Origin of the sequence: Danxiaibacter flavus (genome assembly GCF_041060425.1) — a bacterium.
Classification (GTDB): Bacteria; Bacteroidota; Bacteroidia; order Chitinophagales; family Chitinophagaceae; genus Danxiaibacter; species Danxiaibacter flavus.
This window is the reverse complement of the sequence record NZ_JAULBC010000001.1, coordinates 1,038,725-1,059,376: the sequence shown is the minus strand read 5'-3', so window position 1 is coordinate 1,059,376 and position 20,652 is coordinate 1,038,725. Positions and strand designations below refer to the sequence as shown.

At 40.2% G+C, this 20,652-nt stretch carries 20 protein-coding genes; 13 read left to right on the top strand and 7 right to left on the bottom strand.

Annotated features, from left to right (window positions below):
• Positions 1-235 precede the first annotated feature (235 nt).
• The 5 genes from QTN47_RS04025 to QTN47_RS04005 all read left to right on the top strand — a co-directional run bounded on the left by QTN47_RS04025 (position 236) and on the right by QTN47_RS04005 (position 5,257).
• Positions 236-1,210, top strand: coding sequence for an ATP-grasp domain-containing protein (locus QTN47_RS04025; RefSeq protein ID WP_369328035.1), 975 nt, complete (start codon positions 236-238; stop codon positions 1,208-1,210).
• 61 nt (positions 1,211-1,271) lie between these two features.
• Positions 1,272-2,378, top strand: a complete 1,107-nt coding sequence (locus tag QTN47_RS04020) for a carboxylate-amine ligase (protein WP_369328034.1) — start codon at positions 1,272-1,274, stop codon at positions 2,376-2,378.
• Positions 2,379-2,514: 136 nt separating this feature from the next.
• The gene (locus QTN47_RS04015; protein ID WP_369328033.1) at positions 2,515-2,919 is read left to right on the top strand and encodes an RrF2 family transcriptional regulator; all 405 of its coding nucleotides are present in this window, start codon (positions 2,515-2,517) and stop codon (positions 2,917-2,919) included.
• 548 nt (positions 2,920-3,467) lie between these two features.
• A complete protein-coding gene (locus tag QTN47_RS04010; protein WP_369328032.1) occupies positions 3,468-4,460 on the top strand; it encodes an SDR family oxidoreductase in 993 nt (330 codons plus the stop codon).
• Positions 4,457-5,257: an SDR family NAD(P)-dependent oxidoreductase gene (locus QTN47_RS04005; protein WP_369328031.1), complete on the top strand. Its 801-nt coding sequence runs from the start codon at positions 4,457-4,459 to the stop codon at positions 5,255-5,257. Before QTN47_RS04010 ends, QTN47_RS04005 begins: the two co-directional genes overlap by 4 nt.
• Positions 5,258-5,416: 159 nt before the next feature.
• Here QTN47_RS04005 and QTN47_RS04000 read toward each other — a convergent pair whose 3' ends face one another.
• The gene (locus tag QTN47_RS04000; RefSeq protein WP_369328030.1) at positions 5,417-5,872 is read right to left on the bottom strand and encodes a hypothetical protein; all 456 of its coding nucleotides are present in this window, start codon (positions 5,870-5,872) and stop codon (positions 5,417-5,419) included.
• A gap of 333 nt (positions 5,873-6,205) precedes the next feature.
• Between QTN47_RS04000 and QTN47_RS03995 the strand changes: the two genes are divergently transcribed.
• The 6 genes from QTN47_RS03995 (at position 6,206) to QTN47_RS03970 (ending at position 11,884) form a co-directional block, all read left to right on the top strand.
• Positions 6,206-7,027 (top strand): tetratricopeptide repeat protein, encoded by an 822-nt coding sequence (locus tag QTN47_RS03995; RefSeq protein WP_369328029.1) that lies wholly within the window; start codon positions 6,206-6,208, stop codon positions 7,025-7,027.
• Positions 7,028-7,169: 142 nt separating this feature from the next.
• A complete protein-coding gene (gene rpe, locus QTN47_RS03990) occupies positions 7,170-7,820 on the top strand; it encodes a ribulose-phosphate 3-epimerase (protein ID WP_369328028.1) in 651 nt (216 codons plus the stop codon).
• A 217-nt stretch (positions 7,821-8,037) separates the two neighbouring features.
• The gene (locus tag QTN47_RS03985; RefSeq protein ID WP_369328027.1) at positions 8,038-9,009 is read left to right on the top strand and encodes an acetyl-CoA carboxylase carboxyltransferase subunit alpha; all 972 of its coding nucleotides are present in this window, start codon (positions 8,038-8,040) and stop codon (positions 9,007-9,009) included.
• Positions 9,010-9,039: 30 nt separating this feature from the next.
• Positions 9,040-9,927: a 4-hydroxy-tetrahydrodipicolinate synthase gene (dapA, locus tag QTN47_RS03980; protein WP_369328026.1), complete on the top strand. Its 888-nt coding sequence runs from the start codon at positions 9,040-9,042 to the stop codon at positions 9,925-9,927.
• A 222-nt stretch (positions 9,928-10,149) separates the two neighbouring features.
• Positions 10,150-10,884 carry a DUF2092 domain-containing protein gene (locus QTN47_RS03975; RefSeq protein ID WP_369328025.1) on the top strand — a complete coding sequence of 245 codons (735 nt, stop codon included), beginning with the start codon at positions 10,150-10,152 and terminating at the stop codon, positions 10,882-10,884.
• A gap of 16 nt (positions 10,885-10,900) precedes the next feature.
• A complete protein-coding gene (locus tag QTN47_RS03970) occupies positions 10,901-11,884 on the top strand; it encodes a DUF6515 family protein (protein WP_369328024.1) in 984 nt (327 codons plus the stop codon).
• A gap of 199 nt (positions 11,885-12,083) precedes the next feature.
• On the opposite strand, the gene QTN47_RS03965 is transcribed toward QTN47_RS03970, so the two are convergent.
• Complete coding sequence (locus tag QTN47_RS03965) at positions 12,084-12,986, bottom strand: hypothetical protein (RefSeq protein ID WP_369328023.1); 903 nt, start codon at positions 12,984-12,986, stop codon at positions 12,084-12,086.
• A 104-nt stretch (positions 12,987-13,090) separates the two neighbouring features.
• On the opposite strand from QTN47_RS03965, the gene QTN47_RS03960 reads away from it, so the two are divergent.
• Positions 13,091-14,224 carry an alpha/beta hydrolase-fold protein gene (locus QTN47_RS03960; RefSeq protein ID WP_369328022.1) on the top strand — a complete coding sequence of 378 codons (1,134 nt, stop codon included), beginning with the start codon at positions 13,091-13,093 and terminating at the stop codon, positions 14,222-14,224.
• 152 nt (positions 14,225-14,376) lie between these two features.
• Positions 14,377-15,528 carry a M28 family metallopeptidase gene (locus tag QTN47_RS03955; RefSeq protein WP_369328021.1) on the top strand — a complete coding sequence of 384 codons (1,152 nt, stop codon included), beginning with the start codon at positions 14,377-14,379 and terminating at the stop codon, positions 15,526-15,528.
• Positions 15,529-15,597: 69 nt separating this feature from the next.
• Here QTN47_RS03955 and QTN47_RS03950 read toward each other — a convergent pair whose 3' ends face one another.
• The 5 genes from QTN47_RS03950 to QTN47_RS03930 are packed head-to-tail and all read right to left on the bottom strand — an operon-like array spanning position 15,598 to position 20,338.
• Positions 15,598-16,524 carry a hypothetical protein gene (locus tag QTN47_RS03950; protein ID WP_369328020.1) on the bottom strand — a complete coding sequence of 309 codons (927 nt, stop codon included), beginning with the start codon at positions 16,522-16,524 and terminating at the stop codon, positions 15,598-15,600.
• Between the two features lie 41 nt (positions 16,525-16,565).
• The gene (locus QTN47_RS03945) at positions 16,566-17,495 is read right to left on the bottom strand and encodes a hypothetical protein (protein ID WP_369328019.1); all 930 of its coding nucleotides are present in this window, start codon (positions 17,493-17,495) and stop codon (positions 16,566-16,568) included.
• Positions 17,496-17,527: 32 nt separating this feature from the next.
• Positions 17,528-18,421 (bottom strand): hypothetical protein, encoded by an 894-nt coding sequence (locus tag QTN47_RS03940; RefSeq protein ID WP_369328018.1) that lies wholly within the window; start codon positions 18,419-18,421, stop codon positions 17,528-17,530.
• A 38-nt stretch (positions 18,422-18,459) separates the two neighbouring features.
• Entirely contained in the window at positions 18,460-19,374 is a 915-nt protein-coding gene (locus QTN47_RS03935) for a FimB/Mfa2 family fimbrial subunit (protein ID WP_369328017.1), read from the bottom strand.
• Between the two features lie 43 nt (positions 19,375-19,417).
• Positions 19,418-20,338: a hypothetical protein gene (locus tag QTN47_RS03930; RefSeq protein WP_369328016.1), complete on the bottom strand. Its 921-nt coding sequence runs from the start codon at positions 20,336-20,338 to the stop codon at positions 19,418-19,420.
• Between the last annotated feature and the right edge of the window lie 314 nt (positions 20,339-20,652).

The window sequence follows — 20,652 nt, the reverse complement described above, 5'->3', positions numbered from 1 at the left end:
AAATAAGCAACAAACGGGTACATGGGTCAAAATCAGAGACCGGTTATTTTTTTGTGGGTCAACATATCATTATTTTTTCAAACACTTTTAGTTGAGGAAAAACAAAAAATATTCTACATTCAGTGGGTAAATATTTATTACCAAAAGGTCAATATTGTTGCTCCGGGCATAAGGAAATATGCATGTCTACGCACTCTTAACCGGTAATAGCAACGGGACAATATAACTGGCGCTTATGAAAAAAATAGGTATTATTTATGGCCAGGAACGAACATTTCCTCAGGGATTTGTTGAATATATCAATCGTATGAATTTGCCGGACATAGTGGCGGAGTCCGTAAATATCAACAAGGTTGAACAGGGTGCTCCTTCTCCCTATGCAGTAATAGTCGACAGAATCAGCCATGATGTTCCTTTTTATCGCGCCTATCTTAAAAATGCTGCACTAAATGGCACCGCAGTGATCAATAACCCTTTTTGGTGGAGCGCAGACGAGAAATTTTTCAATAACTGTCTTGCCACTAAAATAAACGTTCCGGTACCTAAAACAGTAATACTTCCATCACATGATATGCCGGAAGAAACAACAGAAGAGTCCTTCAACAATCTATCATACCCACTTGAGTGGAACAGCATTTTTGAATATATAGGATTTCCTGCATACATGAAGCCTTTCGCGGGTGGAGGCTGGAAAAGCGTATACAAACTGGAAGATACGACTGACTTCTTCTCTAAATATGCAGAAACCGGGAGATTGGTAATGCTTTTACAGGAGGAAATTGTTTTTACTGAATATTACCGTTGCTATTGTGTAGGAGGCAAACATGTCCACATAATGCCATATGAACCGCGCAACCCGCATCACCTGCGGTATTCGGCTGGTTTTACGCCTTCGGAACAATTGTATAAAGAAATGGAAAGCATTGTTTTGCGTATCAACCAAAACCTGGGATACGATTTTAACACTGTTGAACTGGCTATTCGTGATGGCGTTCCTTATGCTATCGATTTTTGCAATCCGGCTCCGGATGCTGACCGGAACAGTGTTGGCGAAGAAAATTTTGCCTGGGTGGTAGAAGCAATGGGGAATTTTGCCATTGAAAAAGCAAAAGCATTTAATCCTGGTAACGGAGCAAACAATTTAACGTGGGGCGCATTTGTGAAGCACAGTGTACACGCAGCTGAAAAGAATGATGAGCAGAACATTTAAAGTAAAAAAATCAACCTAATTTACACTCCTTTTTTTGGCCCGCCTGAAAACAAAGACAGCAATGGCAGATATCAACTATAACAATTTCACACTCGGTGTTGAAGAAGAATACATGGTAATTGATCCCGTAACAAGGGAGCTGAAGAGCCATGAGCAGCAGATTGTGAACGAGGGACACAAAGTGATCAAAGACAAGGTGAAAGCGGAAATGCACCAGGCAGTGGTAGAAGTTGGCACTGATATTTGCCGCAATGTGGAGGATGCCTATCATGATGTGATGACGTTGCGCCAGACCATTTCTCAAATAGCCGGAGACCTCGGTTACTGGGTGGGCGCCGCAGGTACCCATCCCTTTAGTCACTGGCAAAGTCAGCTTATCACGGACCACGCCCGTTATAGCCAGATAGTAAATGAGCTGCAGGAAGCAGCCCGCAGCAACCTTATATTTGGCCTGCATGTGCATGTGGGTATGGAAGACAGGAAAATGGCGCTGCATATTGCCAACTCCGCCCGGTATTTTCTGCCTCACGTTTATGCATTGAGTGTCAATTCACCTTTTTGGGAAGGAAGGTTAACCGGCTACAAATCTTATCGTTCGAAAATATTTGATAAGTTCCCCCGTACCGGCATCCCGGATCATTTTCAAAGCATTGAAGCCTACGATAACTATGTCAACCTTTTGATTAAAACCAATTGCATTGACAATGCAAAAAAGATCTGGTACGATCTGCGCGTGCATCCTTTCTTCAACACAGTTGAATTCCGGATCTGCGACGTACCCCTCACTGTAGACGAAACAATTGCTATCACCGCGATTTTCCAGGCCATTTGTGTAAAGCTGTATAAGCTACGGACGCAAAACATGAACTTTATCTCCTATCACCGCGCATTAATTAACGAAAATAAATGGCGCGCCAGCCGTTACGGCATTGATGGCTCGCTAATTGACTTTGGTAAGGAAACTGAAGTCAATACCAGGGTGCTGATATTTGAATTGTTAGACTTTGTTGATGACGTGGTAGATCATCTTGGAAGCCGCCATGCAATATCCTATATCCACAAGATACTTGAACATGGCACAGGTGCCGACAGACAACTGGAAGTGTACAACAGCACTAACAGCCTGGTGAGCGTAGTGGATTATATTCATGATAATTTCCTTAAATAACACATTCATTATAAACCTTCTGTAGTAAAAAAGCGCAAGAATTCAATCTCGTATTCCTACTAAAAGCATCGGAGAACCGTATAAAACTTGCTAATCGAATAAATTTTCTCATTTTTGTTTGTTTAATAAAAGTTTCATGCTCTCGAAAAAGACTCAATATGCGTTTAAAGCGCTTATGTATCTGGCACAACAAAAAGAAGAAGGCCCTGTTTTAATAGCTGAGATTTCAAAGAAGAAAAAAATTCCCTTGAAATTCCTGGAAAACATCCTATTAGAATTAAAAAAAGCGGGTATTCTTGACAGTAAGAAAGGAAAGGGCGGCGGTTACTTTTTTGCTAAAGATCCGGCCAAAGTTTACCTGGCGGAAGTCTTGCGGCTAATCGACGGTCCCATTGCCCTCCTCCCCTGCGTTAGCCTTCACTTTTACGAAAAATGCAAGAACTGCGATGAAAAACACTGCGGTCTCAATCGCGTTATGTGCGAGGTACGGGACGCCAATCTTGCAATACTGGAGAAAAAAACAGTAGAAGACATAAGGTGAGGTGATGTACGATGTTAGATGTACGATGTTAGATGTACGGTGTCAGATGTACTATTTTAGATGTGAAATGTGCATGCCGCAAGTACGAAGTACGATTTACGAAGTACTCAATTTTGAAATCACTATAATTTCTTTAACACGTTTATTGCATAGGGTTGCATCAAAATGTAAGTGTGCCGCAAGTATGAAGTACGATTTACGAAGTAATTAATTTTGAGATCGCGACTGTTGCCCGGACAGTTATTGTTAAAAAATTTCACCCGGATATCCTAACATACCGATACCTCATGCCTTATACCCTACTCCTCACACCTGGTACCTGATACCTGATACCTGATACCTGATACCTGATACCTGATACCTGATACCTGATACCTCCCCAAGCTAATAGCTCATAGCTGACAGCTGATAGCTCACACCTGACGGCTTTTCCCTATCTTTCATAAAAATAAAATTTATCCTTGCAATAGGGGTATTTGTTATGTCCGTTGTATTACTATTGCCCGGACTTATCGGATAGATTGTTCTATTAAATAAAATTGTTACGGATGAGAATATTTATAACAGGCGCAACAGGATATATAGGAAATAATCTCGCATTAAGGCTCGCGAGGGAAGGTAATACGGTTCATGCATTAATCCGTTCGGTAAACAAGGCTCCCCTGCTGAATCATCCTAACATTAAACTTTTTGAAGGGGACATTACAGAACCCGATTCTTTAGAAAAAGCAATGGAAGGTTGTGAACAGGTGTATCACCTGGCTGCATTCGCCAGGGTATGGGCCAAAGATGTAAGTACCTTTTACAAAATGAATGTGGAAGCAACACGCTTTGTTTTAGATGCCGCCAGAAAATGTGGCGTTCAGAAGATTGTGTTTACCTCGACAGGAGGCGTTTTAGGACCATCAGGCAGTCATCCGGTTAAAGAAGATGACGCCAGGTTAGGGAATGTGTTTAACGAATATGAAGACACAAAAACACAAGCCGAAGAATTGTGTAAGGAGTATTGTAACAAATACGGAATGCATATCGTTATTGTAAATCCGCCACGTATTTATGGCCCTGGGATAGAATCGGAAAGTAACGCAGTAACAAGGCTTACTAAACTATACATGAGTGGAAGATGGAAAATAATGCCTGGTGACGGCACCAAAACCGGTAGCTATGTGTACATAGATGATATTGTAAACGGGCATATACTTGCCATGCAAAGAGGCAGAAGTGGAGAACGGTATATTTTATCGGGCGTAAATGCTTCTTACAATGAATTTTTTGATATATTAGGAGATATAACAGGAAAGAAACTGAAGCTGATAAATTTACCTGTTTGGGCGATGATGCTTGCCGGCTACGCATTGATGATTAGAACTAAACTCACTGGAAAGGCTCCCTTGCTAACCCCCAAATGGATCAAAAAATATTTTTACAACTGGTCGCTAAGCTGCGAAAAAGCTGAACGCGAACTTGGTTATACTTATATTCCGTTAAAAGAAGGTCTGCAAAAAACCGTTGACTGGATAAAACAACAAAATAAAGAATGACACCTAGCTATTTCACTTTAATTACAGGAGCCAGCAGCGGCATTGGCAAAGCACTGGCTATAGAATGTGCTAAACGTGGAATGAACCTGCTGCTAATATCCCTTCCCTGCAAAGAACTGGATTCACTTGTTGAATACATAAGAGATAAATTCAACGTGTCGTGTAACGGTTTCGGAATCGATCTATCGCAGCATTGTTCATCTACCGCAGTGTATAATTGGGTAAAGGAAAATAATTACCGGGTAAATGTTTTAATCAATAACGTAGGAGTTGGATCAAAAGGCGCTTTTGAAAAATTGCCGCTTGATTTTTACGTTTCACAGATTCATCTCAACGTAACGACAACCAGTTCTCTTACGCGTTTGTTTATGGATGATCTTAAGCAAAACGCACCTTCTCATATTCTGAATACAGGTAGTATGGGCGGTTTTTTCGCCATGCCACATAAATCTGTTTATGCTGCGTCCAAAGCATATATTTATACGTTTTCAAGATCCCTCGCACTGGAATTAAGAGATTACAATATTTCTGTAAGCGTGCTATGTCCCGGAGGAACCGATAGTAATCCGAATACAACTGCAATCAATGCTGATCTGAAAGGGCTTGCTAAAAAATCTATTCTTCAGCCGGAGGAAGTAGCATTTATAGCGATAGATCAAATGCTGAAAAGGAAAGAAAGAATTATTCCCGGAACAATAAACAGATTAGGCTATAGTATTAGTTGCATTGTACCTGAGTTTGTAAAAAGCTATTTTATTCGCCGGGCGTTCAAACATGTCGGAAAACATAATTATTAGGTAGCTATCAGCTTTTAGCTATCAGCTATCAGCTGGGCGCATCAAACACGCGAGGTTAATTATTTCCATACATGCTTGTCGATTAAATCTTTCTTTATAAATTAAAAAAGCCCTCACCTTAACCGGTGGGGCTTTATATTTTCAGATCAAATATTTTGACTAGATCCAGTTACTGCCTAGTGCAGCTCTGAATGGCCACGGAATAGAAGCGAGAATAATGATCAGGGCAATCAAAAATAAAATTGCTGATCTCTTATGCTTTGTAGCATCTGGGAGATTTTTCTTTGATACGCCTCTGCCAATTGTGATCAGTACAATCGCGATTAGCATTGCCGTAATATGCTCTATTGCAAAAAATCTCATTGTGCTGTCTTTCATTACTACCGACATGCCATTATTTGCAATAAGCTGGTAGCCTCGTGCGCCTGCAAACCATAAATACAAACCAACCAAAAAAGTAGTATGAGCCGCTATCATTAAAAACAATCCGGCTTTTTTATCACCTGCAGTAAAAGGCCTGTTTCCTGCTGAAAAATGTTTGAAGATATTTACCAGAAGTAAGATTAAAATAATCCATCTTAAAAAACTGTGTAAATGCAATAGTCCTGTATACATGTTTTAAATATTTAGCAACGGAATAAAACCCACTATTCTTCAGCCCATGCGAATATAGAGCATAAAGTGGAAAAACAAGCTATCAGCTATTAGCTATCAGCTATCAGCCAGTTCAGTTTTGGTCCGGTTAATCAATATTGACAACTTGATATTCCGGAAAGTTTATTGAAACATTTCTTCTTTTCTATTCTGATTTGCATCTTGATATTCCGAAGGCTTCTTAAGACAAATCCTACTATGCAACCTTATTGCGGGTCAACATCCGGTGATTTTTTTCCGGCTGAAAGCTGATAGCTGATAGCTGACAGCTAATAGCTTATTACATTTGCCTCCATGAGGACATATATTCTTACTTCTATCACAGTATTTGCACTAGTGACGTTGTTTTCATCCTGCGGCAGTAATGATCAAAAGCAAGCGGCAAATGAAGTCGCTAAAAAAGACGAAATACCAGCTTACGTAACAGGTCTGAAAAAAGCTGTAGCACTTCAACCTGATAGTGTTGGCCTGCGCCTGAAATATGTTACGGCGCTGGACAGTATTGGTCAGTATAAAGAGGCGCTTATTCATTTGGACACGCTGATCAGGAAAGACAGCCTCAACTATGGCCTTTGGTTTACCCGGGGACAAATTGAAGAAGACGCAAAAGACTCTGCCAGCGCAGAAAGAAGTTATATCAATGCTATAAGGATATATCCCTCTCCTGATGCACAACTGGCTCTCGCCAATATGTATGCGGAGCAAAAGAATGACAAGGCACTCAAAATCTGCAACCGTATTCTTGATATGGGGCTGGGCCGTGAATACGATGCACATTGCAATTTCATTGCAGGCATTTATCATTCCAGAATGAAACATATAGCCGAGGCCGTTAAGTTATTTGATCAGTGCATTGCCGCAGATTTTACTTATATGCCGGCTTACATAGAAAAAGGTCTGGTTTATTTTGATAACAAACAATATGATGAGGCCCTGAAAGTTTTTCAGTTTGCTTCCTCCGTTAATAATCTATATGCAGATGCATATTATTATATTGCACGTTGTTACGAAATGACCGGCAAAAAGGACAGCGCCATCATGAAATATCAACAATCGCTTAGCCTTGATAAAAATCTTACCGAAGCCAGAGAGGGATTGAAAAGATTGGGAGAATAAGAGGAGATTTGAAATTTGAGATTTGAAATTTGAAATTAAGGCTGCACCAAGATTCAAGATGCTGCATTTTTGACTATTGACCATTCACTATTCACTTTTTGACTTTTGACTTTTTACTTTTTACTTTGTTTAAACGAATCATATGCCCATAATCGCTCCTTCTTTTTTAGCATCGGATTTTTTACGCCTGGCGGATGAATGCACTATGGTAAACGAAAGTGAGGCGGAATGGTTTCACCTGGATATTATGGATGGACGTTTTGTTCCTAATATCAGCTTTGGGCTTCCGGTAGTTGCCGCAATACGCAAAACCACTAAAAAAGTATGCGACGTTCACCTGATGATCGAAGAGCCGGGCAACTATGCAGAAGCTTTTAAAAATGCGGGGGCCGACAATCTTTGCGTACATATAGAAGCGTGCCCGAACCTTCATCGCAATATCCAGCAAATAAAATCTCTGGGAATGAGGGCCGGTATTGCCGTTAACCCGCATACGCCGGTAAATTTTCTTTCTGACATACTTCATGACATCGATTTTGTGAACCTGATGAGTGTTAACCCCGGTTTTGGCGGGCAGGAATTCATTCCTTTTACCCTAACCAAAATTGCGCAGTTACGGCAGATGATCCAGGAAAGAAAACTTTCTGTTCTAATTGAAATAGACGGTGGTGTAACGTTTGAAAATGCGAAAGAGATTGTTACCGCCGGAGCTGATGTTCTTGTTGCAGGCAGTACCGTATTTAAAGATAAGGATCCCAAAGCAGCAATTGCAAGGCTAAAGTCTATCGGCTAACGGTCCCTGGCTTATGTAAATCCTGAATTATGCGTGAACGAAATTCCGTTTAACAGGAGCTAACAATACTTCAACCCATAACGAAAGTGAGTCAATGGCATAATTACTAATATTTGTTAATATAGACAGTTGTCCATTTTATTCACTTAATTTTAAAAATTAGTTCTCCGTATGTATTGAAACTGTAATTTTACCCCCCAACATTCGTAAATCGAGTATGCCGCAATACCCAAATAGACAATTTTTAGATTTTGAACAGCCGATCAGGGAGTTGTATGAACAGATCGACCAGACCAAAAAGATGGCTGAGAAAAATACAAAAATTGATTATTCTTCCAATATTCAGCAATTAGAAGATCTGATTGTTGAAAAACGTAAGGAAATCACCGCCAACTTAACACCATGGCAGCGTGTGCAGCTGAGCCGTCATCCGGACAGGCCGTACACCATGAAATATATTGAAAAAATGACCACGGGTTTCGTTGAACTGCATGGCGACAGAAATGTGCGCGATGACAAAGCGATGCTTGGCGGTTTTGCCCAAATTGATGGCCACACGGTAATGATCGTAGGTCAGCAAAAAGGTATCAATACCAAAATGCGTCAGCAACGCAATTTTGGTATGGCCAACCCGGAAGGCTACCGCAAAGCGTTGCGTCTGATGAAGCTGGCCGAAAAATTCAACAAACCTGTAATTACACTGATCGATACTCCGGGTGCATTTCCTGGTCAGGAAGCCGAAGAACGCGGACAGGGGGAAGCAATTGCACGCAACATATATGAAATGATCCGGCTGAAAGTCCCGGTGATATGCGTAATCATTGGTGAGGGTGCCAGTGGCGGAGCTTTAGGAATAGGTGTCGGAGACAGGGTTTTAATGATGGAAAACACATGGTACACAGTTATTTCGCCTGAAAACTGTAGCGCTATCCTTTGGCGCAGCTGGGAAAAAAAGGAAGTTGCAGCACAACAATTACGTTTAACTTCTACAGATATGAAGGGATTTGGACTGGTAGACGAGATCGTACCAGAACCAAGCGGCGGTGCTCACTGGAACTATACCGAAGCCGCTGCATATCTTAAGGACTCTATCGTTAAAGCACTTAATGAATTAAAGAATATCTCTCCTGAAGATCGCGTTAACCAGCGAATCGAAAAATTTGGAAGAATGGGCTTCTGGAACGAGTAGGAACTACAAATAATTTCAACAATTACATAAATGTCTTTACGCAATCAACTTAAAGGAACCGGGGTAGCACTTGTTACTCCTTTTAATGCTAACGGTGACGTAGACTACGATGCTCTTGGTAAAATAATAGATCATGTTATTGATGGCAAGGTAGAATACATTGTAACATTAGGCACGACAGGTGAAACTCCTACGCTGGATAAAACGGAAAAAACAAGTATAATAAAATATACTTACCTGCGCGTGAATAAGCGTGTACCTGTAGTTGTTGGAATCGGAGGAAATAATACAAAAGAGCTGGAAAATGAGCTGGGCAACTTTCCGCTGGATGATGCTACCGCTATTTTAAGTGCATCGCCATATTACAGCAAACCTTCTCAACAAGGAATTTTCGAGCACTATAAAGCGTTGGCCAAAGTTGCTCCGAAACCAATATTGCTGTATAATGTTCCAGGAAGATCTGGCCGTAATGTAGAAGCCGCTACTACATTGAAACTCGCCCGGGAAGTTGAAAATATTGCTGGGATAAAAGAAGCCAGCGGCGACATGGCGCAGGTGATGAAAATATTGCGTGATAAGCCGGAAGACTTTTTGGTTGTGAGTGGAGATGATGGTTTGGCATTACCGCAAATTGCATGTGGCATGGAAGGCATCATAAGCGTTGCCGCCAATGCTTATCCATTCAAATTTTCCGAAATGATCCGTCAGTGTCTTCGCAATGATTTTGTTGAAGCGAAGCAGATGAATGATAAACTGATCGAAGCCTATGATCTGATGTTTGCAGAGAATAATCCTGCCGGCGTTAAAGCATTTATGGCAAATGCAGGCTTAATAAGCAACGCACTTCGTTTACCCGTTACACCGGTAAGTGACGAATTGTTTAATAAGATTAAAGCTTATATGGTGACGAATAAGTAAGTCGCAAGAACAAATAAAATTTAAAAGCATTCCGCAATAACGGAATGCTTTTTTTATTCGCGATCAGCCCTAAAACGTTGCTTTTTACCTGCAACCACATAACATATATCTTCCCTTCATCGTCAAATACGCCACAGCAATTTCAAACATTCCCAACAATTAGTTGTTACACAACAAAGATTGGTTAACGCCAAATCACACTTTGAGTATAAAACAACAAGTATGAAAAAGCTTTTGGGTTGTTTTTTGCCGGTATTTATCTCTCTTACCTTATCCGCACAAAATAAGCAGTTTGATACCACTGCCTTGTTGATCATCGACAGGATGGCCGATGTTATTGGTGATCTACGGTCCTGTAGTTTTAAATTAAACGCGGCCAACGATTATGCTGATTCGTCGTTTGGTTTAAGAAAAGAATTTTCTGATTATTCAGTGTACATGAGCGGGCCGGATAAAATGCTGATCAACGCACATGGTCATAAAGGTCACAGGCAATACATGTATGATGGTAGCCAGGTTGCCTATTATTCTTTTGACGAGAATAACTATGGTCTTATACCTGCGCCTGAAACCATTATAAAAATGATCGACAGCGTTCATACACACTATGATGTGGAATTTCCTGCAGCTGATTTTTTCTACCCTGCATTTACTGATGATCTTATGGAAGATGCAGACATAATACGTTACAACGGAATCGTTACAGTCGGAGGCAAAGAATATTTTGATATACAGGCATCCGGCAAGGAAAAGAATTTTGAATTCTGGATCAGCAATGATGCCTATACCCTTCCGGCGAGATTTGTGATCACTTATAAAACACAAAAAGGTAGTCCGCAATACCTTGCCTCATTTTCTGAGTGGGAGATCAATCCTGATTTACCAGCTGCGATGTTTACATTTTTGCCACCACCCAATGCACATGAAATCAGGATCATGTCAAAGAACGATCAGTAAACCAAAAACACCTGCCATGAAACAAGTAAAAAACATACATACCATTTTCTTTGCAGTCACAATTTTAGTGCTGACCAGCAGTGTCCAGGTCGAAGCACAACGTATGAACCATGGTGCCTCACGCGGTGCAATGTCAAGGCCAGCTGCAAACAACCGTTCAATCAACGGCGGAAGTATTCGAACAAACAACCGGCCCGCAGCTGCACCCAGCAGAAATCTTTCAGGAGCAACAAACAGAACGAACAATACCAACAGAAATATCCCGGGCGCAACCAATCAAAATATTGGTAACCGAACCAATACGGGCAGGCAGAATGTCGGCAACAAAACAAATACTGTAAACAACCGCAACAGCAACAATACCCGCAACAGCAATAACACGAACATAAGTGGCAATACTGTTAATATAAATGTTGACAGAAGCAGAGATGTAAATGTAGTTAACAACCGCAATACAGTTGTACAAAGAAATGCAATAGCTACATATACCCGCCCGCCCTATGTTTGGGGAGGCGCGCGCTATTATGCCTATCACCCGTATTACTATCATCCTTACCGGCCGTTTTATTGGGGACCGGTATGGCATCCCTGGGGATTTTTTATAGCAACGCTTGCTACAACAGCCATCGTAGTTGCAGTTGCAAACGAAACTTATCATTATGATCAGGGCGTATGGTATGCTCCTTCCAGCGGAGGCTATACTGTAGTTCAGGCACCGGTTGGAGGAACGATTACTACCATACCTTCTAATGCCCAAACGGTGGTTGTAAATAATACTACGAACTACTATTATGGTGGTGCATATTATCAACAATCAGGAACCCAATACAAAGTTGTTCCGCCACCTGCGGGAGCTGTTGTAGATAACCTTCCGGAAGGTGGAGAAGAAGTCAAGATTGGCGATCAGACTTATGTCAAAGTTGGAGAAACTTATTATCAGCCGGTGCAGGTTGATGGCAAGCCGAAATATGAAGTGGCACAGGTTGAGCAGGGAAGCTGAGGTTTAATTGAAAATTGACAATTGAAAATGGATAATGATCGGAGCGGAGAGTTAGACATTATTTTCAACTATTGATTTAAATCTTTTAATTAGGACGGATCGTCAACTTTGGGAGATTGTTGAATTGACAATTGAAAATGAATGGTCATCAATGCAAAAACGGGCCCATCATTTTCAATTGTCAATTTTCAACTTTCAACTACTTAATTGTGGCGATCATTCCTCTTATCCCCATATCAACTACCTGCTCCTTTTTTAGTGGCTCCCATTTGCCGTCTTTTACAACTTCTTTCCATTCAAAACTTTTGTTGGTAGAAAGAGAAACCTCTATCACAATATCTTCAGTTTCCTTTCCTGTAATTACAAGTTTGCCAGGCTGCATATGCGCCGTAACAACGCAGGATCCCTGCGGAATGGGCGATGTGGCGAAAATCGGATTTACTACAGTTGTTGCTCCCTCAGGCGCTTGCCCCGTCGCAACCGGTAATTTCAGATTTAATTCAGGATGAAATTCAAATGCCCAAAAGCCTTGCTTTTTATTCGCATTTACATCTACTGATTGTGTTTTTACAGTTAATGTTTTGATATAGGTATTGAACCCAATAAAGGAAGCAATGGTGCCCGTCCAGTCAGCTTTATAAGAAAAATGACTGTTTGTTGTATCTACATGGTAAGTAATATCATAATTCTGGTAAGCCAATGAAACTCTCAACCATTCATAACTTCCCGGAGCTATTCCGCTAATTGGAGCAGAATAAAAAGTTTCATTGTTACCTGCAAGTGTTGATTTTTCGAAGTCGATCGCATTCGCTCCGCCTGCTGTTGTTTCAGGGGCTTTGTATACGACCGCACCTTTACCCAAAGGCGTTAATCCTGTGGGAGTCAGCTCGATATAATGCGAACTCATGGAATTGAACCTCGGACTTTGACCTGCATTTCCATCAGGGATAACAGCGGGCTGTCCTACATTATTCAACCTGACCTGTGTAGAATCGAACTTGAATTTAAATACCAGTTTAGCAGTGGATGAGTTGGTTTGTTGCTCTTTGGTGCACGATGCAAGCAACAGTATTGCCCCCAGGGCAACAAGCGTGTTTTTCATGGAAATTGTTTTTTCTTTAACGAAGAAAAGGAATTTCAATTATGTCAAAAGAAAAAAATATCAACCATTTTATAACTTAACTTCCATCCTCGAATAATTTTGGAATGATGAAAAAAACATTGCTTTCTCTAACCTTTATATTCTTATCGGTGGCTGCTTTTACACAATATACCGTTCGGCTCGTTGTAACAAACAGCGCTACTAAAAAGCTTGAAGACATATACGCTACCGGCACTTTCAATAACTGGAACCCAAACGATGCCGGCTACAAACTCAAACCATTTGGTGGAACCAGGAAAGCAATTGTTCTCAAAAACGTTGCTCCCGGACATTATGAATTTAAGTTCACCAGGGGAAGTTTTGAAAAGGTAGAGACAGCAGCAAACGGAACTGAGATAGACAATCATATTATTGAAGTTTCAGCCGACACTACCATGGAGTTTTTTATTAAAGGATGGAAAGATGATTACCCGGATAAAGTGAAACCGTTCACAGCCACGGAGCAAGTGTCGCTAATGGACTCCGCCTTCTTCATTCCGCAATTGAACCGTACAAGAAAAATATGGATCTATCTTCCAAAAAGTTATAACCAGACCAAAGGAAAAGCCTATCCTGTTCTGTACATGCAGGATGGACAAAATCTTTTTAACGAAAGAACAGCAGCTTTTGGCGAATGGGGAATTGATGAATGCCTCGACTCTCTGAGTAACGTTCTACATAAAGAGTGCATCGTTATTGGTATTGAAAATGGCGGAGATAAAAGAATGACTGAATACAATCCATTTGACAGCAAATATGGTAAAGGTGAAGGCGCACAGTATGTTGATTTTCTTGCTCAAACACTAAAGCCCTATATCGACAAGCAATACAGAACACTTAAAGACCCGGCACACACCTACATTGCCGGAAGCAGTATGGGCGCTATTATAAGCCTTTACGCGATGTTAAAGTACTCTAATGTATTTGGAGCTGTGGGCGTTTTTTCTCCTTCATTCCAGGTTGTTCCCCAGATGTATGATGAAGTACAAAAAACTAAATGGACCACCAATCCTCGGTTCTTCTTCTATGCCGGAAATAAAGAAAGTGAAACGATGGTAAACGACATGAAGAAGATGACTGATCTGATCAGTACAAAAAGCAAATATGACATTCGTGAAGTCACGTTCCCGCTAGGGCAACATAATGAAGAAACATGGAGAAGATATTTTCCAGAGTTTTACAGGTGGTTGGTGAGGTAATGGAGATTTGAAATTTGAGATTACCTGGTTTCTGCAAGCTCTGGTTCATTACCGTCGTGCTTTAGCCGACGGATGAGAATTCGTTTGACATCAATGGCTTTAGCCAAATGAAGACACAAGGTTCATACTGGTGTCAGGTTTGAAATGTAAGTATGATGAAGAAGGTTTTGATTTTTGCATTATTGTGTTTTATTGTTTGCGGTGTGCATGCCGATGATTCCACTTATGCACGTAAGATTGTAGATACGTTAACCAGTGCTGCGTACTGGGGACGCGGATACACGAAAAATGGAATGAGCAAAGCAGCTGATTTTCTGCAACGGCAGTTTAAGACAATTGGCTTGCGACCATTGAATGGAGAGGAATACACCCAATCATTTGCTTTTCCCGTAAATACTTTCCCCGGAAAGATGAAAGTGAAGCTTAACGGTAAACGCCTTTATGCCGGGAAAGATTTTATAGTATCTCCGGATAGCAAAGGAACTAAAGCAAAAGGAAGATTAACGGCCACTGATAGCATTCACTTTTTTGATACAAGTAAAAAGATCGAGGTAATTCTCGCTAACAAGCTAACATGGTCAGTAGCACATAAAGAAAGCAACCAAACCACCATTATTATCGACAAGAACAGAGTCAGGAGAATACCAGGAAAAATAAAGACTGACATACAAAACGAGTTAGTCAGCGATTTTACTGCAGCCAACGTCTGCGGCTTTGTGAAAGGAACAGAACAGCCGGATTCAATCATTTTTATCACTGCACATTATGACCATTTAGGCGGTATGGGGAATAATGTATTTTTTCCGGGTGCCAACGATAATGCAAGCGGTGTAAGTTTATTGCTAACACTTGCTAATTATTATGCCGCACATCCTCAAAAATATTCTATTGGATTTATCTGCTTTGCGGCAGAGGAAGCCGGGCTTATCGGATCCCGTTATTTTGTAGAGAACCCTCTGGTATCTCTTGATAAAATTCGTTTTGTAGTCAACCTTGATTTACTTGGAACCGGCGAAAAAGGCATTACAGTTGTAAACGCCACCGAATATCCCGAAGCGTTTACAGCGTTGCAAAATATAAACAACTCTCAAAAGCTGGTTCCTGAAATCAAATCCCGCGGAAAAGCTGCCAACAGCGACCATTACTGGTTCAGCGAAGCAGGCGTACCGGCATTTTTCATGTACACAATGGGCGGCCCCACTGCTTACCATGATGTGTTCGATGTATCGCACGCACTGCCTATGAATAGCATTAATAGCATGAGTGAGTTAATTAAGGGATTTGTGGGGTATTTGAATAAATAAAGCCGGTATTTTGTGGATACCAGCTTTATTGTTACTCTTTTTTCGCTTTCAGTAATTCTACAGACTTTATTAAAAGTTTACATAGGTTGTATCCGCATAATCCGGATCTGCAGTGAGAATAATTGGATTTCCACCGACAGGAGCATCAGATAATGTACCTCTTAAGATGGTTATCTTGTTAGGTGTTATAAAAACATTTTCAATTACTTTTTCATATAAAGTTTTATCAGAAGCTGTGCGTCCCGAAATGGTTACTCTGTGTTTATTTTGAGACCCAAGGAAACTGAACTGACCGGATATAAACGGACTGTTTCCACGATCGTAGTAATTATAAAATCTAATATTATCAATTGCAGTGAGTGAATCATTAGCAGGACTATAATAAGTAGGCATGTTATCAATTAGCACAGAAATCGCAATCACCTCATCAGGTAATGTATCTGTTATTTTATATTGAAACAAGCCACTCAGCCTGCTTAGGCGAACATTTCCATAAGTTGTATCTTTTTCTGAAACAGTGACGTCAAATTTCCTGTGAAAGATATCCTGGCCATGTTTTGACGCCAACTTAAGTACATTAAGCAAGCTATCCTCGCGATTCTCTTCCTCAAAAAAAGACCAGTTGGCACCAGCTAAAACGATCGTGTACTTTCCGGCAGGCAATGAATCTGATACCTCTCCATTATTCCATGGATAAGCAATAACATCATCCGCACTTTGTATTTTTTTACTGATCAGTCTGCCTGAAGAATCATAAGCACCGTAGAAGAAATAACGCAGGAAATTTGCTGCGGGAACTTCTTTGTTTCCTGTGCGCCCATTCTCGGTCACCTCAATATTTCCGATGCTAAAGTGCACAGGATATTTGACAGATGACGAGCCGGTTTGTGGCTGTGCCCCCCCTGGCTGATTTTCTTCTGGTCTGGACGATGATTTACTGCATGCAACTGCCGCGATACATGCAGCCAATGCAATTACATAAAATTTTTTGCTCATGTTATTTAAGCGTTTAATAAGAATGAAATTGTATTTAAATATTAAAACTCGATCGTTGTGGTTTCATCATAGTCCGGATCAAGTGTTACGACAAAAGGTTTTAACCCTACTGGCGCATCTGAAAGCGTTCCAGTGAGCTGAGTTGTATTATTGCCAGAAACAGTTACATTAGTGATTGTTTTTTGAAAAACGGGGTTGCCGTCGTTGCCATATGCCGTAATGGTTACGGTATGTTTATTGTCAGAAGCAAAGCATCGCAATAAAACGGTAAGCAAAGGATCCTGAGATTGGAGATAATCAGCTACGTTTTTTACAGAATCAGCATTAGTGAAAGTTTCAGTACCTACATTAAAAATTGTCGGTTGATTATCTATTGCAACAGACACGTGGCTTATGAAGCCCGGCAATGTATCTGTCAATTTAACTTCCAGCAGACTTGTTATGCGGTTCAATCGTACGCCATTATAAGTGCTATCTGTTGCAGATACATTTACCTGCATTTTTTTATAAAAAACGTCTTCAGAATGTTTACTTGAAAATTGAAGAAACTTCAATAAACTACTTGTGTTCTCTTCCAATATAGTGCCGTTTGAACCTCCCAGTATCACAGTATATTTTCCCGGCTTCAATGAATCGGATACCGCATCAAAACTGCCGCTGTAGGTTCCGTTTACTTTATCCAATTCTTTTTTACTCACCAATGTACCACTCGAATCGTATGCACCGTAAAATACATATTTAAGATAGGTTGAAGGCAGCATTTCCTTATAACTAACTCTGCCGTTTGCCTGCACATCAATACTGGAAAACTTAAACGTTATCCCATATTTTGTTTTTGTGACCGGCTGTTCAGGTTGCTGCGGGGGATCAGGAGGCTCAGGCTGATTGGAACCTGGGTTATTAGTAGATTTGGAACATGATGTCGCACTTAGTAACCCTATGACTATTGCAGTTAATAATATTTTATTCATTACCGTTAACTTAAGGTGTTTAAAATGGACAGTTAAAAATGTTGAGTGACGGTACGTTTGTCAACCGAATAACTAATCCTGCTGGCAGTGCTTGTTTCAGTACCGCTCATAAAATTGCCGGTGAGAACAGTTTTTTTATTGGGGTATATATGCACGTTTTGTATTATCCTTTGCATGTAAAAATGACGGCTCCAGTCCAGTGCAATAATTTTTAAAGTCAACGGCTGATTCGTACCCCAATAAAATCCGTCAAAAAACGTCGACGGATCCTGCGACCCGAATAAGAGACTATGGTATTCATGGTAGGTAGCAATCGTTCCGGTTAATGAGTCCCCCGCTACGTTATAAAATCCCGGGGAGTTGTCTATACTGGTAACTAACATTGAAATGTTAGTGTATGTGACGGTATCTGTAAGCACTATTTCCAGCAGTCCAGTCAACCTGTCCAGACGAATGTTATCGAATGACGTATCGCGATCTGCAATATTCAACGAGAATTTTTTATAAAAAATGTCCTGGGGAAACTGTCCTGACAATTGCAAGGTATTCAATTGATCGACGCCTGATGTATATAAGATTGAATCCTTTGTCGCTGCCAGCACGATAGTATAATTACCACTTTTCAATGAATTGGAAATCGTTCCAAATTCAGTCCCCGCACGTTTTGCCTGCTCAATTTTGCGTACAAGTTTACCCGTTGAATCGTAGGCGCCATAAAAGAGATAATCAAGGTAGTCATTAGCCGCGGTTTCCTTGTTAGTCAAACTGCTTTTATCCGTAATACCAAACCCCTTCATACTATAGCTAACCTGATACACTTTTTCCTGACCCTGGTAATTGTCTTGTGCAACAGTGTTTGCCAGATCCTTTTTACAACCGGCTGCAATAACATAACCGAGCAATGAATAAACAAATATCCTGAGCATAATTATTGGTTGAGGTTGATATTGAAGTGAACTTGTGATTAGAAAGTTTGGTTGATTGTTTCTGCAAAATCAGGATCGACTGTTATGGGTATTTCGACTTCTGAGGGTGTCGGAAACAGCTTTCCAGAAAGCACGGTTTTCTTATTTACATATACGTGTACTCCATCAACAATTTTCTCTTTTATGATTGCACGAGTTTTATCGTAAGCACGAATTACAACTTGCAAGTTGCTATTGGATCCAAAATAAGAACTAGTAATGTTAACTGGATACGAATTAAAACCCGGGTTAAAATCACCAGCATACGAACTATCAAGCCCTACTATAACGTCTTGCATCACGCCAAAGTAGCCAGGTCTATTTCTGGTCAAAAAGACCAAGCTCGCCACGTTAGCAGGCAACACAGAATCTTTCAGCGTTACTTCCAGACTGCCAGTTATTCGCTCCAAGCGAATACTAGTAAGAGAAGTGTCATGATCCGAAACCGTTAAGACAAATTTTTTATAAAATATATCCTGATTAAACCAATTCATTATCGACAGATCGGATAAAGTAGTCTTGCCTGGATTTACACAAAGGGTATCCTTTCCTCCAGCAAATACAATAGTGTATTTGCCAGCTTTCAACGAATCTTGAATTTGCGCGGGTACTAGTTTATTTGGATAAGAGTTACTCCCAAAGTCAATCCTTTTAATCTCTTCACCTGTGGAATCATATACCGCGTAATACAAGGATTTGAGAAAATCTTTCACAGCCATCTCTTTGGCTATCGCTTTTCCACCTTGATAACTTATTTCAAAATCAGAAAAATTAAAGCTTATTCTATGCAATTGTGGTTCAGTTTCAACGATAGCTGGCTTTTCGGCTTCTATATCCGGCTTACTTGCTGATTTAGTACAAGCGACTGCCGCTATGCAAACCGCGGATACGATCAAATATAATTTTGCGATCATTTCTTTAAATATTTTTAGAGATTCAGAAGTTTTATTATGTTTATTAAAATTCTACCGTACTTGTTTCATCGTAATCCGGATCAAGCGTAACTACAATTGGATTCGAACCGCCGTCGGAAATATTATCAAGATTACCTGTTAGGATTACTTTTTTATTGGGATACAGGTAAATATTATCGACTACTTTTTGTTGAAGAATCACGTTGTGAACGTCGTAAGCTTTAATTGTAATGCGAAGTCCATTGTACGATCCAATGCAATCCAAATCGGCTTCCTGTTGCATTACATTATCCACAAGTCCCATATTAAAATCCCCGGAGACTGGCATACTTAAAGAATCATCAACCGGAGAAAGTAGTGATGGCATATTATCTATCGTCAGAACAACATGGTTAACAGCTTGAGGAAATGTGTCCTTAAATTTAACGTGTAAACGACTTGTCAGCCGGTTCAACTTTACCGTTGTATATGAGGTATCTTTATTTACAACATTTACTCTAAGTTTTTTATAGAAAAAATCCGTTCCAAAAAAGTTCTTAAATTGTAGACCAGGCAAGGTTTCCAAGTTTATTGCCTGGCTTTCAATAAACTTGTTGGACCCTGCCAGAACGATAGTATAGCTTCCTGTCGCAAGAGAATCTAATACAAGACCGAAATGGGATGTGGGCATATCATTCTCATCAAATTTATTTTGGATCAGAGAACTCACCATTTTTCCAGTTGAATCATATGCTGCGTAAAAGAATGACCACAAGTAGTCACTCGCCTGCATTTCTTTATTGCCCATTCGTCCACCTTTGTCAACATCAACATTTCCAAGGCTAAAAGTAACGGCATATTTGGCTTGATCAAATGTGTGTTCTATTGGAAGCGGTGCGTTTTCTTCAGTCTTTTCGGAAGATTTTGTACACGCAAATAAGGTAAAGCTGCAAGCAAGTAATAATATTGATGCTTCTGTCTTCATATCCAGGTTTATTAAAAAATATACATTCCAGCAAAAAGTCGGCTTATTGCTTTACAATTAAAAAAACAGGTGATGTTGAATTATCTGGTCTCTTCAAAAAAGGAATGTAATTTTTACGGATTAGCTTCACAGGTTTAGAGTTTAATCATTTAGTTAGAATGGCACAAATATATAGCCGGTTATATTTCAATCAAATTAAATTTTAAAAATTTGTTAAACAAGTAATACCTTCTAGCGTAAGGTGTCCTGAAGCATTTAAGCCGGCTCCTTAAGTCTGAGCCGGGTAATAAGTATTATAAAAGAAAAAGCAATTG

Bases quoted from the DNA above. Each gene is read 5' to 3' on its own strand.
- QTN47_RS04025 (WP_369328035.1), top strand. From the start codon at position 236: ATGAAAAAAATAGGTATTATTTATGGCCAGGAACGAACATTTCCTCAG.
- QTN47_RS04020 (WP_369328034.1), top strand. From the start codon at position 1,272: ATGGCAGATATCAACTATAACAATTTCACACTCGGTGTTGAAGAAGAA.
- QTN47_RS04015 (WP_369328033.1), top strand. From the start codon at position 2,515: ATGCTCTCGAAAAAGACTCAATATGCGTTTAAAGCGCTTATGTATCTG.
- QTN47_RS04010 (WP_369328032.1), top strand. From the start codon at position 3,468: ATGAGAATATTTATAACAGGCGCAACAGGATATATAGGAAATAATCTC.
- QTN47_RS04005 (WP_369328031.1), top strand. From the start codon at position 4,457: ATGACACCTAGCTATTTCACTTTAATTACAGGAGCCAGCAGCGGCATT.
- QTN47_RS04000 (WP_369328030.1), bottom strand. From the start codon at position 5,872: ATGTATACAGGACTATTGCATTTACACAGTTTTTTAAGATGGATTATT.
- QTN47_RS03995 (WP_369328029.1), top strand. From the start codon at position 6,206: ATGAGGACATATATTCTTACTTCTATCACAGTATTTGCACTAGTGACG.
- rpe (WP_369328028.1), top strand. From the start codon at position 7,170: ATGCCCATAATCGCTCCTTCTTTTTTAGCATCGGATTTTTTACGCCTG.
- QTN47_RS03985 (WP_369328027.1), top strand. From the start codon at position 8,038: ATGCCGCAATACCCAAATAGACAATTTTTAGATTTTGAACAGCCGATC.
- dapA (WP_369328026.1), top strand. From the start codon at position 9,040: ATGTCTTTACGCAATCAACTTAAAGGAACCGGGGTAGCACTTGTTACT.
- QTN47_RS03975 (WP_369328025.1), top strand. From the start codon at position 10,150: ATGAAAAAGCTTTTGGGTTGTTTTTTGCCGGTATTTATCTCTCTTACC.
- QTN47_RS03970 (WP_369328024.1), top strand. From the start codon at position 10,901: ATGAAACAAGTAAAAAACATACATACCATTTTCTTTGCAGTCACAATT.
- QTN47_RS03965 (WP_369328023.1), bottom strand. From the start codon at position 12,986: ATGAAAAACACGCTTGTTGCCCTGGGGGCAATACTGTTGCTTGCATCG.
- QTN47_RS03960 (WP_369328022.1), top strand. From the start codon at position 13,091: ATGATGAAAAAAACATTGCTTTCTCTAACCTTTATATTCTTATCGGTG.
- QTN47_RS03955 (WP_369328021.1), top strand. From the start codon at position 14,377: ATGATGAAGAAGGTTTTGATTTTTGCATTATTGTGTTTTATTGTTTGC.
- QTN47_RS03950 (WP_369328020.1), bottom strand. From the start codon at position 16,524: ATGAGCAAAAAATTTTATGTAATTGCATTGGCTGCATGTATCGCGGCA.
- QTN47_RS03945 (WP_369328019.1), bottom strand. From the start codon at position 17,495: ATGAATAAAATATTATTAACTGCAATAGTCATAGGGTTACTAAGTGCG.
- QTN47_RS03940 (WP_369328018.1), bottom strand. From the start codon at position 18,421: ATGCTCAGGATATTTGTTTATTCATTGCTCGGTTATGTTATTGCAGCC.
- QTN47_RS03935 (WP_369328017.1), bottom strand. From the start codon at position 19,374: ATGATCGCAAAATTATATTTGATCGTATCCGCGGTTTGCATAGCGGCA.
- QTN47_RS03930 (WP_369328016.1), bottom strand. From the start codon at position 20,338: ATGAAGACAGAAGCATCAATATTATTACTTGCTTGCAGCTTTACCTTA.